Raw genomic sequence first — 13,906 nt, forward strand, 5'->3', positions numbered from 1 at the left:
AGGCAGCACGCTGCCAAGTCTCGCTACCTCTCCCCCAAGGGGAGAGGGAAAATGCTTAGTTCGCTTCCTTGCCCCGGATCAGGCCGACCACGCCGGTGCGGCCGACTTCGACCAGGCCGATCTGGCGCATCAGGCCCACGAAATTGTCGATCTTCTCGGTCGTGCCGGTGATTTCGAAGATGAAGCTTTCGATCGTCGTGTCGACCACCTTGGCGCGGAATACGTCCGCCAGGCGGAGCGCCTCGATCCGGTCTTCACCGATGCCCGCGACCTTCACCAGCGCCAGTTCGCGCTCCACGAAGGGGCCGGCCTCGGTCAGGTCGGTGACCTTGTGCACCGGCACCAGCCGGTCGAGCTGCGCGATGATCTGGTCGATCACCTTGGGCGGACCGTTGGTGACGATGGTGATGCGGCTGACGCCATGATCCTGCGTGATGTCCGCCACGGTCAGGCTGTCGATATTATAGCCGCGCGCGGTGAACAGGCCCGCGATCCGCGCCAATATGCCCGCCTCGTTCGACACGGTCAGCGACAGGACGTGCCGCTGGCTGAGTTCTTCCTGAATATGCATCAGATGCTGCTTCCGTTATCCGTATCTGCGCGCCCGTCCCTATCGTCATGGCGCTGCGAAATCATGGCGGTAAAGGCATAGTGCCAGCCGCCGTCCTGGGCGTGGGCCACGCGCACGGGCAGGCCCGTCACCGTGTCGAACACCCGGGCAAGATGTTCGCCGACATAGCGGGGGCCGAGCAGCAATGTGCCGATATGCCGCCCGTTAAAGTCGAACCCATGGTCCAGATGCACTTCCCATTCCTCATTGTCCGGGTCGGCATGGTCTATGGTCCAGCCGGTCAGCTCGGCGCTGCCCGCATTCCTCTCGAAATCCCACGGCTCCGTCACATGGATGCGGAGCTTGAGATGCTGCGTCACAGGACGGCCATCATACGAGCGCCTTGGCTTCGTCCGACATCACGCCTGCGATCTGGTTGGGATCGAGCATCATGTCGGTATGGGCCGCGCCCGACGGGATCATCGGGAAGCAGTTGGACAGTTTCGCGACGCGGCAGTCCACGATGACCGGTCCGTCGGTGTCCAGCATCTGCTGGATGCCGGCTTCCAGATCCGCAGGTTCCTCGATCCGGATGCCCGTCCAGCCATAGGCTTCGCCCAGTTTCACGAAATCGGGCAGGCTGTCGGAATAGCTGTTGGAATAGCGGCTTTCATAGGTCAGTTCCTGCCACTGGCGGACCATGCCCATATATTCATTGTTCAGGATGAAGATCTTGACCGGCAGGCGATACTGGCTGGCCGTCCCCATTTCCTGGATATTCATCTGGATCGACGCGTCGCCCGCGATGCAGATGGTGATGCTGTCGGGATTGCCCATCTGTGCGCCGATGGCGGCCGGGAAGCCATAGCCCATGGTGCCAAGGCCGCCCGACGTCAGCCATTTGTTGGGCGCGTCGAAGCCGAAATGCTGCGCCGCCCACATCTGGTGCTGGCCCACTTCGGTGGTGATGATGACATCCTTGCCGGTCGCCTTCGTCGCCGCATAAAGGTCCGCGATCGCGCGCTGGGGCATGATCTCGACACCGTTTTCGGCATAGTCCAGGCTCTTGCGCGCGCGCCACCCTTCCATCCGCGACCACCAGTCGGTCAGGTCGACCTTCTGGTGATTGCGCTGCTTCCACAGAGCAATCATGTCGTCCAGCGCGCTGGCGATGTCGGCGACGACGGGCACGTCGACATCCACGATCTTGTTGATCGAGCTGCGATCGATATCGATGTGGATCTTGCGGCTGTTGGGCGCGAAGGCGTCGAGCCGGCCGGTGACGCGATCGTCGAAACGCGCGCCGACGCACAGGATCAGGTCCGCCTGGTTCATCGCCCAATTGGCTTCATAGGTGCCGTGCATGCCCAGCATGCCCAGCCACTGGTCGGACGATGCAGGGAAGGCGCCCAGGCCCATCAGGGTCGAGGTGACGGGCGCGCCAGTCAGCGCCGCCAGTTCGCGCAGCAAGGCGCTCGCCTGCGGGCCGGAGTTGATGACGCCGCCGCCGGTATAGAGGATCGGGCGCTCGGCCGCGGCCAGCATCTCGACCGCCGCGTCGATCGCGCTCGCGTCCGCCTTCGTCTGCGGATGATAGCTGGCGTGGACCTTGAGTTCCGGCTTGGCATAGGGCGCGGTCGCGATCTGGACATTCTTGGGAATGTCGATGACGACCGGGCCGGGACGGCCGGTGGTGGCGATGTGGAACGCTTCATGCACGACCTCGGCCAGGCGGCCGGGGGTCTTCACCAGATAATTATGCTTGGTGCAGTGGCGCGTGATGCCGATCGTGTCCGCTTCCTGGAACGCGTCGGTGCCAATCAGTTGCGTGGGCACCTGGCCCGTGATGACGACCATGGGGATCGAATCGAGCAAGGCGTCGGTGATGCCGGTGACGGCATTGGTCGCGCCCGGACCGGACGTGACCAGCACGACGCCGGGCTTGCCGGTCGAGCGGGCATAGCCCTCCGCCATGTGGGTCGCGCCCTGTTCGTGGCGGACCAGCACGTGGCGGATCGTGGGATGATTGTAGAGCGCGTCATAGATCGGCAGCACCGCGCCGCCGGGATAGCCGAACACGACCTCGACCCCGAGATCCATCAGGCATTCGACCAATATGTCCGCGCCGCTCTTTTCGGCCACGATAAAATCCTTCTTTCATGATGCAGGGCACGTCCTTTGCGACAGCGCACCTGCGATAGCAAGGTGGCAGCCTCTAGAGGACATAAAATGACTGGTCAACCCACTATTGTTGTAATTTAATTGCTAATTCATCGATGATTTTGGCATCAATTGCGCGATCTTCGCGGGGCCAGGATGGCGGCGGCTGGTTGGTGAACCAGGTATATTGGCGCTTGGCATATTGGCGGGTCGCCAGGCTGCCCGATGCGATGCAACTGTCCAACTCGCTGTCTCCTTTGATGAACGCAGCGATGTCCGGCACGCCGATCGCACGCATGACCGGCAGGTCGGGATGGAGCTTGCGGGTCAGGAGCTGCGCCACTTCCTCGATCGCGCCGCTCGCCATCATCTGGGCGAAGCGCCGGTCGCAGCGTTCGATGAGCCAGTCGCGCGGCGGGCGCAGGATCAGGGGGGCGAGGGCGATCCGATCGGCGATGCCGCCCGCCTTATGCTGCTGCCATTGTTTGAGCGGTCGGCCGGTCGACCGCACCACCTCCAGCGCGCGGGCGACGCGGGTGGTGTCGGCAGGCGCAAGGCGGGCGGCGGCCTCCGGGTCTTCGCGGGTCAGGGCGGCATGGGCGTCGGCCACCGGCAGCGCGCGGACGGTGGCGCGAATGTCGGGATCGATCTCCGGCACCGGGGCGATGCCGTCCAGTAGCGTACGGATATAAAGGCCGGTGCCGCCGACCAGCACCGGCAGGCGACCCGCATCATGGGCGGCGGCGATCTGCGCCTTCGCCTCGGCCGCCCAGCGCGGTGCGGTGCAGGCCTCCGCCCCGTCGATATGGCCGAAGAGGCGATGGGGGACATCGCCCATCTCTTGCGCTGAGGGGCGGGCAGACAGGATGGCGAGGTCGGCATAGACCTGGCTGGCGTCGGCATTGATGACGACGCCGCCCGTCGCCTTGGCCAGCGCAATGGCCAGCGCGCTCTTGCCGCTGGCGGTCGGCCCGGCAATAAGCGCGACGCGCGGGCGGGATTCGCCCGAAGATGGTTCAGGAGTGTGCATGTTCGTCGCGACCTTAGTGGCAAGTGGCTCGATCGGGCAGGGGGATATTGCGCAGGCCACCGATCGATTGCGCGACGCCGGTTGCCAGCCGGGCAAGACGGCATGGCTGGAGGAAGGCAAGGCCGCAGACTTGTTCTTCGCCGCCGATCCGGTCGCGGCCCGCGCTGCGCTGAATGGCGTGGCTGAGACAGTGGACGTCATCGTCCAGCCCGTCGCCAATCGCGAGAAAAAGCTGCTGATCGCCGACATGGACTCGACCATGATTACCGTCGAGTGCATCGACGAACTGGCCGACTATGCCGGGATCAAGCCGCAGATCGCCGAGATCACCGAGCGGGCGATGCGCGGCGAACTGGATTTCGAAGGGGCGCTGCACGGCCGGGTCGCGCTGCTGAAAGGCTTGCCCGATAGCGCCATCGACCAGTGTCGCGCAGAACGGGTCGTCATCATGGGCGGGGCAAAGGCGCTGGTCCGCACGATGAAGGCGCGCGGGGCGAAGACCCTGCTGGTGTCGGGCGGCTTCACCCGCTTCACCGGGCCGGTGGCGGCGGAGATCGGCTTCGACGCCCATATCGCCAATGTGCTGGAAATCGCCGATGGCGCATTGCTGGGTACCGTAACCACGCCGATCGTGGACGCCGCGCGCAAGCGGACCGAACTGGAGGCGTCGATCGCAGGCGGGATCGATCGCGCACTGACATTGGCGGTGGGCGACGGCGCGAACGACATTCCGATGATCGAAGGCGCGGGCCTGGGCGTCGCCTATCATGCCAAGCCCAAGACGCGCGAAGCGGCGGCTGCCGAAATCGTCCACGGCGATCTGTCGGTGCTGCTCTACGCGCAGGGCATCCCGTCGTCGCAATGGGTTAGGGAGGCTCAGCACTGACCGCTGCCTGCTTCCAGCCCAAAAGCGCTACGCCTGTCCGTGCCCATTCAAGCCTATCGCTTCTTCCTGCTCGCCTTCTTCTTCACCGCCGCCTTGGGCGTGGAACAGGGCCAGGCCTTGCGCGTCGCGGCAAAGACCTGGGAGGAGGCGGACTGCTTGCGGTCGATCGGGTTGTTGCCCAGATAATCGACCGTGACGGTGCGCAGCTTGTTGATCGTCACGTCGCCGGGGATGCAGCTTTTCAGCTTATTGGCCTCCCGCGTCGTGTTGAACGCATCGACCGCGCCGCTGATATAGCCGACGCATTCATAGCTTTTCTCGAAATAATCCTTGCTGTCCTTGTCGGTCGTGCAGACGGCGTAGAGTTCGTCGCCGGAGTAGAAACCGGCGTTGGCGGTGGCGGGGATGAGCGCGGCTGCGGCCAATGCAAAGTAGGACAGATGTTTGGGGCGCATGTTCAAAGACTCTCCATCTTGTCTCAGTCGATGGCGCTCCGCCGCCTGAGATCCCAGCCTGCGCGGGCATGACGAACGGGTTTCGGCCAGGACGGCGTCATTCCATCCCCGCGACAAGCCCATCGATCGCGCCCTGCAATATGTAGCTGGCGGCCAGCTTGTCGACCAGTTCGTCACGACGCGCGCGGCTGGCGTCGGCTTCCAGCAGGGTGCGGGTGACCGCCTGCGTCGACCAGCGTTCGTCCCACAGCAGCACCGGGCACCCCAGATCCGCGACATTATGGGCGAAGGCGCGGCTCGACTGGCTGCGCGGGCTGTTGGTGCCGTCCAGGTTCAGCGGCAGGCCGATGACGATTCCCTTCACATTCTGCTGCGTCATGAAGGCGGCGAGGCCGATCTTGTCCTTGCTAAACTTGCCGCGCGTCACCGTATAGGCGGGGCTGGCGATCGACCATTCGGCGTCGCACAGCGCCAGGCCGATCGTCTTCGTGCCGACGTCCATGCCGATCAGCCGCCCGCCTTCGGGGAGCGCCGCGCGGAAAATGGCGCGATCCGTTGTTACCAATGTCATGGGCCGTGCCCTGCCATGTCTTCGGACCGGAGTCACTTCTTCGTAAAGGCCGCCAGTCTTTTCTGCGCATCCTCACGCACATTGCCCCAGAAGAGGCTGTAGTCGTAAACATGGTAATTGTTGCCGGGCAGGGTGAAAGGCCCCATGTCGACCGGCTCCCCGATCATCAGTACGCCGCTGGTGTCGCAGCGCGCGGGCACGATGCCGGTCAGCAGCTTGGGCGGCTGGCCCTGCTCGCGCGCATCGAGCGTACCCTTGTTCGCGCTGGCCGGGGCCGCGCCGTTGAACGCGCCGGTGATCGGGTTGGTGCAGAGCATGTGCGTGCCCTTGCGCGGCTGGCCGGTATAGCCGGTCTTGCGCTCGAAACTTTCGACCACGGCGGACGGATCGGCCGGTTCGGCATAGCTTTGCCAGCTGACGATGCAGTGCGCCTGATCCTGCCGCGCGCAGGCCGGCAGGCCGAGCGCAGGCAGGTCCGCCTCCACCGACACCGGCCAGCCGACCGCATAGACGGCGGCGATCCGGTCGGCCACGGGCTTCCCCGCCACCTGTTCGCGCAGCAGTTGCAGCAGGTGGCGCGACCCCTGGCTATGACCGGCCAGGATCAGCGGACCGGTGGGATTGGCTTTCAGGAAGGCAGCGAAGGCCTGGGTCACGTCGCGATAGGCCACCGCCAGCGCCTGGTCGCCCGCGGGCTTGTCGGTCAGGAAGGCACCGTAATTGGCCTGGCGATAGCGCGGCGCCCAGACGGCGCCTGCGGCGTTGAAGGCGCTGGCCTGCCCCATGACGAAGCGGCGGGCGGTGGCGTCCGCGTCCTTGTCCCCGATCCGGGCGTTCCAGTGCGCGTCGCCGAAGGTGGTGATGTAGCTGGTCGGGTGGATGAAGAAGATGGCGGCCTTCTGCCCCGTCGCGGGCGTGGTCACGCCTGCGGGCGTCCACAGCGCGACATTGTCCTTCACGATGTCCGGCCGGGCCACCCACATGGCGGCGCTGTCATAGGCGTTGGCGGGCAGGGGCGGCAGCTGGGTGAAGGCTTCGCGCGGGACCATCACCAGGCGGATGAGCTGCATGCCCCAGACGCGGTAGGCGAGCAGCGCCGCGATCACCAGCACGACCAGAGCCGCGATGACATAGAGGAATTTGCGGGCCACCCTTGCTCTCCGTATCGGGGCGCGATCATGCCCCCTTTTGCGGCGTCCTGTCTGGCGCAAGGGAAGAGTGGGCGCAAGAGGCGCGAAACGGGTTGAAGCGGGCCGGAGCGGGTGCTAGCGGCAAGCCATGTCGATAGACCTTCAGACCGTGAAAAAGATCGCCAGCCTTTCGCGCATTTCGGTGACCGATGCCGAAGCCGAAGCGATGGTGCCCGAACTTAACAACATCCTTGGCTGGGTGGAGCAACTGGGCGAGGTGGATGTCACCGGCGTAGAGCCGATGACCGCCGTCATCCCCAACCACCAACGCCTGCGTCAGGACATCGTCACCGACGGCAATGTGCGTGACAAGGTGCTGGCCAATGCGCCGCAGGCCGAACATGGCTTTTTCGCGGTGCCCAAGGTGATTGAGTGATCATCACTCTCACCGTTCGGGCTGAGCTTGTCGAAGCCCAGTCCTTTCTTGACATAAAGAGCAGCCCTTCGACAGGCTCAGGGCGAACGGAATTTGGGGCATGACCAACCTTACTGATCTTACCGTAGCCGAAATCCGCGACGGCTTCCGCGCGGGCGATTTTTCGGCGCGCGAAGTGGCGAGCGCGTTCAACGCCAACGTCGCCGCCGCCAAGGCGCTGAACGCCTTCATCGTGGAAACGCCGGACAAGGCGCTGGCCGCCGCCGATGCCGCCGACAGCGCGAAAGCCGCTGGCGACACGCTCGGCGCGCTGGCCGGCGTGCCGATCGGCATGAAGGATTTGTTCTGCACCGAAGGCACACAGACCACCGCCGCGTCGCACATGCTGGAAGGTTTCGTGCCGACCTATGAATCGACCGTGTCGGGCAAGCTGTGGGCGGCGGGCGCGGGGATGCTGGGCAAGCTGAACCTGGATCAGTTCGCCATGGGATCGTCCAACGAGACGAGCTATTATGGCAATGTGATCTCGCCCTGGCGGCGCAAGGACGGCGGCAATGCCGCGCTCGCGCCGGGTGGCTCTTCGGGCGGGTCTTCGTCCGCCATCGCCGCGCGGCTGTGCCCGGCAGCGACCGGCACCGATACCGGCGGTTCCATCCGCCAGCCTGCCGCCTTCACCGGCATCAGCGGCATCAAGCCGACCTATGGCCGCTGCTCGCGCTGGGGCATCGTGGCGTTCGCCTCCTCCCTCGACCAGGCGGGGCCAATGGCGCGCACCGTGCGCGACAATGCGATCCTGCTGGAGGTGATGTCGGGCTTCGATCCCAAGGATTCGACCTCGCTCGATCTGGAAGTGCCCCGGTGGGAAGCCCATCTGTCGAGCGATCTCAAGGGCAAGAGGGTCGGTATTCCCAGGGAATATCGTCCCGATGGGCTGAACGCCGAAATCTCCGCGATGTGGGATCGCGGTATCGCCTGGTTGCAGGATGCGGGCGCGGAGGTGGTCGACGTGTCGCTGCCGCATACCCAATATGCGCTGCCGACCTATTATATCATCGCGCCTGCCGAAGCGTCGTCCAACCTCGCCCGCTATGACGGCGTGCGGTACGGCCAGCGCGACCTGCCCGATGGGGCCGGTTTGCAGGACATGTATGCCGCGACCCGCGCCGCCGGGTTCGGGCCGGAGGTCAAGCGCCGCATCATGATCGGCACCTATGTGCTGTCGGCAGGTTTCTACGACGCCTATTATACGCAGGCGCAGAAGGTTCGGGCGCTGATCGCGCGCGATTTCGAGCAGGCCTTCGAAAAATGCGACCTGCTGCTGACGCCGACCGCGCCGAGCGCGTCCTTCGCGCTGGGCCAGAAGCAGGACGATCCGCTCGCCATGTATCTGAACGACGTCTTCACGGTTCCCGCTTCCCTGGCCGGGCTGCCCGCGATGGCGGTGCCGGGCGGGCTGGATTCGGCCGGGCTGCCGATCGGCCTCCAGATCATCGGCAAGGCGCTGGACGAACAGACCGTGCTGAACGCGGGCCTGGCAATCGAGGAACGCGCCGGTTTCAACGCGCGCCCGGACAAGTGGTGGTAATATGACTGAATCAACCTATCGCATCCAGGGCGCAACCGGCGAGTGGGAGGTCGTGATCGGCCTGGAAGTCCATGCGCAGGTGACCTCGAACGCCAAGCTGTTTTCGGGCGCGGCCACGGCGTTCGGCGCGGAACCGAACACGCAGGTCAGCCTGGTCGATGCGGCCATGCCCGGCATGTTGCCCGTGCCGAACCAGGAATGCATCCGTCAGGCAGTGCGCACCGGCATGGCGATCGACGCGCAGATCAACAAATGGTCGCGGTTCGATCGCAAGAACTATTTCTACGCCGATCTGCCGCAGGGCTATCAGATCAGCCAGCTCTATCACCCGATCGTGGGCGAAGGGCAGATCGAGATCGTGCTGGATGAGAAGAACCCGGAAACCAGCACCAAGGTGATCGGCGTCGAGCGCATCCATGTCGAGCAGGATGCGGGCAAGCTGATGCACGACCAGCATCCCACCAGTTCCTATGTCGACCTCAACCGGTCGGGCGTGGCGCTGATGGAGATCGTGTCGAAGCCGGACATGCGCTCGCCCGCCGAAGCAGGCGCTTATCTGGCGAAGCTGCGCACGATCCTGCGCTATGTCGGATCGTGCGACGGCAATATGGACCAGGGGTCGATGCGCGCCGACGTGAACGTGTCGGTCCGCAAGCCGGGCGCAGAGTTTGGGACGCGCACGGAAACGAAGAACGTCAATTCGGTGCGCTTCGTCATGGCCGTGGTCGAGCATGAAGCGAACCGCCAGGTCGACGTGCTGGAGGCGGGTGGCAAGATCGTGCAGGAAACGCGCCTCTACGACCCTGACCGCAACGAAACGCGGTCGATGCGGTCGAAGGAGGATGCGCACGACTATCGCTACTTCCCCGATCCCGACCTGTTGCCGCTGGAACTGGACGACGCGTTTCTGGAAGCATGCCGCGCGTCGCTGCCCGAACTGCCCGACGTGAAGCGCAAGCGGTATGAGCAGGCGTTGGGCCTGTCCGCCTACAACGCCGCGACGCTGACCGCCGACGCCGATACGGCGCGCTGGTTCGAGACGCTGGTGGCGGAAGCCGCGCGCATCCAGGGCAAGAGTGAAAGCGACGTCGCCAAGGCGTCGGCCAACTGGCTGCTGTCGGAACTCTATGGCGCGCTCAACCGGTTGGGCAAGACGCTGGACAGCAGCCCGGTCGGCCCGACCGATGGCGCGGAACTGCTGGCGCTGGTCGCCGATGGCACGATCAGCGGCACGATCGCCAAGCAGGTGTTCGAGATCATGCTCGAAACCGGCGACAAGCCGGCCAAGATCGTCGAGGAAAAGGGCCTGAAGCAGACCTCAGATACCGGCGCGATCGAGGCGGCGGTGGCCAAGGTGCTGGCGGACAATGGCGACAAGGTCGAGCAGTATCGCGGCGGCAAGGAAGCGCTGTTCGGCTTCTTCGTAGGGCAGACGATGAAGGCGATGCAGGGCAAGGCCAATCCGCAGGTCGTCAATGAACTGGTGAAGAAGGCGCTGGCTGGCTGAGTTGCTGCGTCATCGATAGGAAGGAAAAAGGGGAGCGGCTCAATCGGGCCGCTCCCTTTTTCGTGTGGGTGTATCGCTTGGCTGACCGGGAGTAATATGCTGTTCCCGGCGCAGGCCGGGGTCCAGTTTGCGAGGTCCGAACTGGACCCCGGCCTGCGCCGGGGAACAGCGCGAAAGGCGCCGACAGCCTGAATAGCTGTGGGGCATGCACATGGGGGACAGCGTGTTGCTGTGTCCACATAAATAAGGGGCGCCGCCGGGGGGACCAGCGACGCCCCTCTTTACTGTCCGGCACCCTTGGGGAGGGATATGCGCCGGAGTGGAAAGGACGGACCGGGAGGGGTCAGTGGGGTGGCCCGTCCTTTCACATTCAAGACGTCACAGGACGAAGTTTACCGTCGCCCTAAATGATATGGCGACGTGATTTTGTTGTTCCTCCGCGCCGAACTCGCCGCCGACCCGGAAAGTGTCGGTGCCGCCATAGAGGCGGGCGCGGCCGGTCCAGCCGTTGGTGCGCTCTTCCGACACCAGAGTGAAGCGTTCGCCGCCCTTGAAAAAGGCGGTCGTGTCGCCCAGCGATCCGCCCACGATCTGGCGACGGCCGCCTTCCAGTTCCAGGCGGAGCCAGCCATCTTCCTTGTTCAGGCTGCCAAAGTCGTAGCCCGCCGTCACCGTGCCATTGGCGGTCAGTTCATCACTGGTCCGGCCGAGTACGGTCAGGTTGAACGCGTCGCCCCCGCCGCTTTCGCTATAGCCGTCTTCCTTGAGCCGGTAATAATCGATGCCGACCGCCGGACGCAGGCCGAAGCGACCCATCTGGATCTGGTAGGAGGCACCAGCCGTCGCGGAGTAGAGCTTGCCGGTCCAATCGCCATTGGCGGTGCGCACGACATCGCCGGATTCGAAATGGCGGCTGCCGTCGAACTTGACATGGGCGGCCGACAGGCGGGCGAAGCCCTGGAGCGGACCCCATTGCCCGCGCCAGTGCGCCGCCAGTTCGAACTGGTCGGAATCGACCGCATTGTTGGAACTGCCATTGCTGTCGCTGCCATGGATATAGGCGAAGGAACCGCCGAACGCGCCGATGTCGCTCAGATATTCGGCGCCACCCCCAGCGCCCCAGCCGGTGATGTCGTAGGACGCGGTGCTGCCCACGCTCTTGGCGCTGCCGAAGCCCACCTGTTGCAGCCAGAAGCCCAGGCGTCCGTCCGCCGTGCGATAGATGCCATTGGGGTCGGACAGAATGCGGGCGGTGGCCCGCGATCCCGACGTGACCGCTTCGAACGTGCCACCGGCATGGTCGGGCAGCATCTGGCGCAGATTGGCTGTCAGCGTCGATCCGTCGTTGATCGCCAGATAGGCGTTGGCGACGGCAGCGTCATTGTCCAGCGCGTTGAAGATCGCCGGATAGGCACTGGCGGTCGATCCACTCAGCCCCAGTTCCGACACGGTCTTCGCCGCGATGGACAGGGTGACGGTGCCCGCGCTGCTGTTGCCCGCCACATTGCCCTTGAACATGTAGGGCAGCAGCGTGGCGGTGGCAAGCGTCGGCGATCCGCTGAGCGATCCGGCGCGCACGATGACATAGTCGCCCGCCGATCCCCCGACATTGGTCAGGTTCACCTTCACCTGCGATCCGCTGGCGAAGCTGGCCGCGCCCGCGACGGTATAGACGGTGCTGGTCTTGTTCGCCGCGTTTATGCTGACGCCCAGCGTGGACGTACCGCTGGCGGAGAGCGAACCCAGCGCCACCGATCCGGTGTTGGTAGCGTTCAATGTGCCGCCGTTCAGCGCCACGGCGACATTGCCGCCATTGGCGATCGTGCCGGTGAGGGAAGATGTGCCGCCCAGCGTCAACGCGCCCGCGCCGCCGCCGAAATCGAGCGTGCCGCTGACCCTGGCCGTGTCCGCCAGGGTCAGGCTGTTGGTGCCGGACCCGAAGGCGATGTTGCCCGCCAGGCTGGACGTGCCGGACAGCGCGACGCTGTCATTGCCGGAGCCCAAGCTGAGATTGCCGTTGATCGTGCCGGCCGATACGGCGAGGGCGTCGTTGCCCGAACCCAGGCGGATGTCGCCCACTATGGACGGGGCCTTGGCCGTTGTCGACGCCAGCGCCTGCGTCAGCGTGACGCCGCCCGTGTTGGCGCTCAGGTCGATGGCGACATTCGATCCGGCCTTGCCGCCCGACGCGCTGATGGTGCCGCTGTTCGCCAGGCTGGACAGGGTGCCCGACGAATTGAGGATCGCGGTGGCTGCGCCCTTGTCGCTGCTGCCCGCCGTGGCGGCGACCGTGCCGCCGACGGTGATGGCGCGGGTCGATGCACCCGCGTCGATCACCAGGCCGCGGGCGACGGTGCCGTCCTTCACGGATCCGGCGGCGGCGACCGTGCCGCTGATGTCGATCGCACTGGCCGTGGTGCCGGACCCGATCCGCAGGGCGGTGGCGGTGCTGTCGTAGGACGCCGCCGCGATCGTGCCCGCCACCTGCACGCCCCTGGCGATCGACACGGCGCCGCCCAGTCCGCCGATGACCAGGCCGTTGGCGTTGACGCCGTCATAGACGCCGTAGCCCGCGATGCTGCCGTTGACGATAAGGCCATAGCCCGTATTGCCCGCCGCGACCGCACCGATGCTCGTGTCGCGGTCGGCCGCGCCGATCTGGACAGCCGCCGCCGATCCATAGGTCGCGATCGCCGCGCTGCCTTCGGTGGCGTCGGGCAAGCCGTCCTTGTCGACGTCGGTGTCCGTAGTGCTCGGTGTCGGCGGCACGTCGAAGATTATGCCGCCGGTCACGTTGCCGGCGATGACGACGGCCGATCCGCCCTGGAGCAGGTCGTCCGAGTCCAGCTTCGATACGTCGCTGGGACGGGTGGTGGTGCGGTAGCCGGTGGTGGTGATGCCGCCCTGAATCTTGAGCGCGCCGTTGATGTCGCCCAGCAGGGCTGCGCCGATGCTGTCCTTGCCCACGGCCGTCGTCGTCCCGCGCAGGGTGACGTTGCCGGTCACGGCGTTGGCCAGCACGCCATAGCTGTTGTCGCCGACGACATTGGTCGTGCCGCTGGTCGACAGATTGCCCGCCAGCGCGCCGTCCAGGCGGATAGCTGCCGACTGGTTGCCCTCAATCGTGATGGTGCCGCTATGGACGATGCTGCCGCTATGGCCCGCACCCGACTGGACCCAGATGCCCTTCTTGTTCGTCCCCTTGGCGAAGGGGCCGTCCACATCGCCGTCATTGTCCGTATCGGTCGCGGTGTAATTTTCCGTCAGCGTGATGGTGCCGCTGTTGGTGATGTCGCCGCTGGTGCCGGGGGCGACCAGGATGCCGGTCACAGTGTCGGCGTCGTTGATGGTGATGGTGCCCGCGTTCGACACTTTGTTGCTGCTGTCCGCCGTCACCGCCGTGCCGCCGGTCAGCGTGATCGATCCGGCGGAACTGATCGTGATGTCGTCCCTTGCCCCATTGGCGACAATGGATGTTCTGACGGGAACGGTGGTGGCGGTGGCGATGGTGGTTTCCGCCGCCGCGTCGGCCATGGTAAGGGCCGCCAGCACGGGCGCGATCGCCGTGCAGGCCAGTAGATGTCGCATGATGTCTC

The 13,906-nt window shown here is 65.3% G+C and carries 12 protein-coding genes; 4 read left to right on the top strand and 8 right to left on the bottom strand.

Annotation, left to right across the window (positions count from 1 at the left end):
- Nucleotides 1-55: 55 nt before the first annotated feature.
- The 4 genes from ilvN to miaA form a co-directional block, all read right to left on the bottom strand.
- Entirely contained in the window at nucleotides 56-571 is a 516-nt protein-coding gene (gene ilvN, locus U5A82_RS10595) for an acetolactate synthase small subunit (RefSeq protein WP_326290724.1), read from the bottom strand.
- Nucleotides 571-930 carry a hypothetical protein gene (locus tag U5A82_RS10600; protein WP_326290725.1) on the bottom strand — a complete coding sequence of 120 codons (360 nt, stop codon included), beginning with the start codon at nucleotides 928-930 and terminating at the stop codon, nucleotides 571-573. The genes ilvN and U5A82_RS10600 overlap by 1 nt, the downstream gene beginning before the upstream one ends.
- Nucleotides 931-940: 10 nt before the next feature.
- A complete protein-coding gene (locus tag U5A82_RS10605) occupies nucleotides 941-2,692 on the bottom strand; it encodes an acetolactate synthase 3 large subunit (protein ID WP_326290727.1) in 1,752 nt (583 codons plus the stop codon).
- Nucleotides 2,693-2,795: 103 nt separating this feature from the next.
- The gene (miaA, locus tag U5A82_RS10610; RefSeq protein ID WP_326290729.1) at nucleotides 2,796-3,740 is read right to left on the bottom strand and encodes a tRNA (adenosine(37)-N6)-dimethylallyltransferase MiaA; all 945 of its coding nucleotides are present in this window, start codon (nucleotides 3,738-3,740) and stop codon (nucleotides 2,796-2,798) included.
- Here miaA and serB point away from each other — a divergent pair.
- Nucleotides 3,739-4,626, top strand: coding sequence for a phosphoserine phosphatase SerB (serB, locus tag U5A82_RS10615; protein ID WP_326290731.1), 888 nt, complete (start codon nucleotides 3,739-3,741; stop codon nucleotides 4,624-4,626). The genes miaA and serB overlap by 2 nt on opposite strands.
- A 53-nt stretch (nucleotides 4,627-4,679) precedes the next feature.
- On the opposite strand, the gene U5A82_RS10620 is transcribed toward serB, so the two are convergent.
- From U5A82_RS10620 to U5A82_RS10630, 3 genes are all read right to left on the bottom strand, one after another.
- On the bottom strand, nucleotides 4,680-5,081 hold the full coding sequence (locus tag U5A82_RS10620) for a Rap1a/Tai family immunity protein (protein WP_326290733.1): 402 nt from the start codon (nucleotides 5,079-5,081) through the stop codon (nucleotides 4,680-4,682).
- A gap of 97 nt (nucleotides 5,082-5,178) precedes the next feature.
- Nucleotides 5,179-5,652, bottom strand: a complete 474-nt coding sequence (gene ruvX, locus U5A82_RS10625) for a Holliday junction resolvase RuvX (RefSeq protein ID WP_326290734.1) — start codon at nucleotides 5,650-5,652, stop codon at nucleotides 5,179-5,181.
- A gap of 32 nt (nucleotides 5,653-5,684) precedes the next feature.
- Nucleotides 5,685-6,803: a DUF3089 domain-containing protein gene (locus tag U5A82_RS10630; RefSeq protein ID WP_326290736.1), complete on the bottom strand. Its 1,119-nt coding sequence runs from the start codon at nucleotides 6,801-6,803 to the stop codon at nucleotides 5,685-5,687.
- A gap of 127 nt (nucleotides 6,804-6,930) precedes the next feature.
- Here U5A82_RS10630 and gatC point away from each other — a divergent pair, with 127 nt between their 5' ends.
- From gatC to gatB, 3 genes are all read left to right on the top strand, one after another.
- Nucleotides 6,931-7,218, top strand: coding sequence for an Asp-tRNA(Asn)/Glu-tRNA(Gln) amidotransferase subunit GatC (gene gatC, locus U5A82_RS10635; RefSeq protein WP_326290737.1), 288 nt, complete (start codon nucleotides 6,931-6,933; stop codon nucleotides 7,216-7,218).
- A 100-nt stretch (nucleotides 7,219-7,318) separates the two neighbouring features.
- Nucleotides 7,319-8,803 carry an Asp-tRNA(Asn)/Glu-tRNA(Gln) amidotransferase subunit GatA gene (gene gatA, locus U5A82_RS10640; RefSeq protein ID WP_326290739.1) on the top strand — a complete coding sequence of 495 codons (1,485 nt, stop codon included), beginning with the start codon at nucleotides 7,319-7,321 and terminating at the stop codon, nucleotides 8,801-8,803.
- A 1-nt stretch (nucleotide 8,804) separates the two neighbouring features.
- Complete coding sequence (gene gatB / locus U5A82_RS10645) at nucleotides 8,805-10,310, top strand: Asp-tRNA(Asn)/Glu-tRNA(Gln) amidotransferase subunit GatB (RefSeq protein ID WP_326290741.1); 1,506 nt, start codon at nucleotides 8,805-8,807, stop codon at nucleotides 10,308-10,310.
- 378 nt (nucleotides 10,311-10,688) lie between these two features.
- On the opposite strand, the gene U5A82_RS10650 is transcribed toward gatB, so the two are convergent.
- Entirely contained in the window at nucleotides 10,689-13,898 is a 3,210-nt protein-coding gene (locus U5A82_RS10650; protein WP_326290743.1) for an autotransporter domain-containing protein, read from the bottom strand.
- Nucleotides 13,899-13,906 lie beyond the last annotated feature (8 nt).

It is taken from the genome of Sphingobium sp. CR2-8 (assembly GCF_035818615.1).
Lineage (GTDB): Bacteria > Pseudomonadota > Alphaproteobacteria > Sphingomonadales > Sphingomonadaceae > Sphingobium.

Bases quoted from the DNA above. Each gene is read 5' to 3' on its own strand.
- miaA (WP_326290729.1), bottom strand. From the start codon at position 3,740: ATGCACACTCCTGAACCATCTTCGGGCGAATCCCGCCCGCGCGTCGCG.
- gatC (WP_326290737.1), top strand. From the start codon at position 6,931: ATGTCGATAGACCTTCAGACCGTGAAAAAGATCGCCAGCCTTTCGCGC.
- gatA (WP_326290739.1), top strand. From the start codon at position 7,319: ATGACCAACCTTACTGATCTTACCGTAGCCGAAATCCGCGACGGCTTC.
- serB (WP_326290731.1), top strand. From the start codon at position 3,739: ATGTTCGTCGCGACCTTAGTGGCAAGTGGCTCGATCGGGCAGGGGGAT.
- U5A82_RS10620 (WP_326290733.1), bottom strand. From the start codon at position 5,081: ATGCGCCCCAAACATCTGTCCTACTTTGCATTGGCCGCAGCCGCGCTC.
- gatB (WP_326290741.1), top strand. From the start codon at position 8,805: ATGACTGAATCAACCTATCGCATCCAGGGCGCAACCGGCGAGTGGGAG.
- ilvN (WP_326290724.1), bottom strand. From the start codon at position 571: ATGCATATTCAGGAAGAACTCAGCCAGCGGCACGTCCTGTCGCTGACC.
- U5A82_RS10650 (WP_326290743.1), bottom strand. From the start codon at position 13,898: ATGCGACATCTACTGGCCTGCACGGCGATCGCGCCCGTGCTGGCGGCC.
- ruvX (WP_326290734.1), bottom strand. From the start codon at position 5,652: ATGACATTGGTAACAACGGATCGCGCCATTTTCCGCGCGGCGCTCCCC.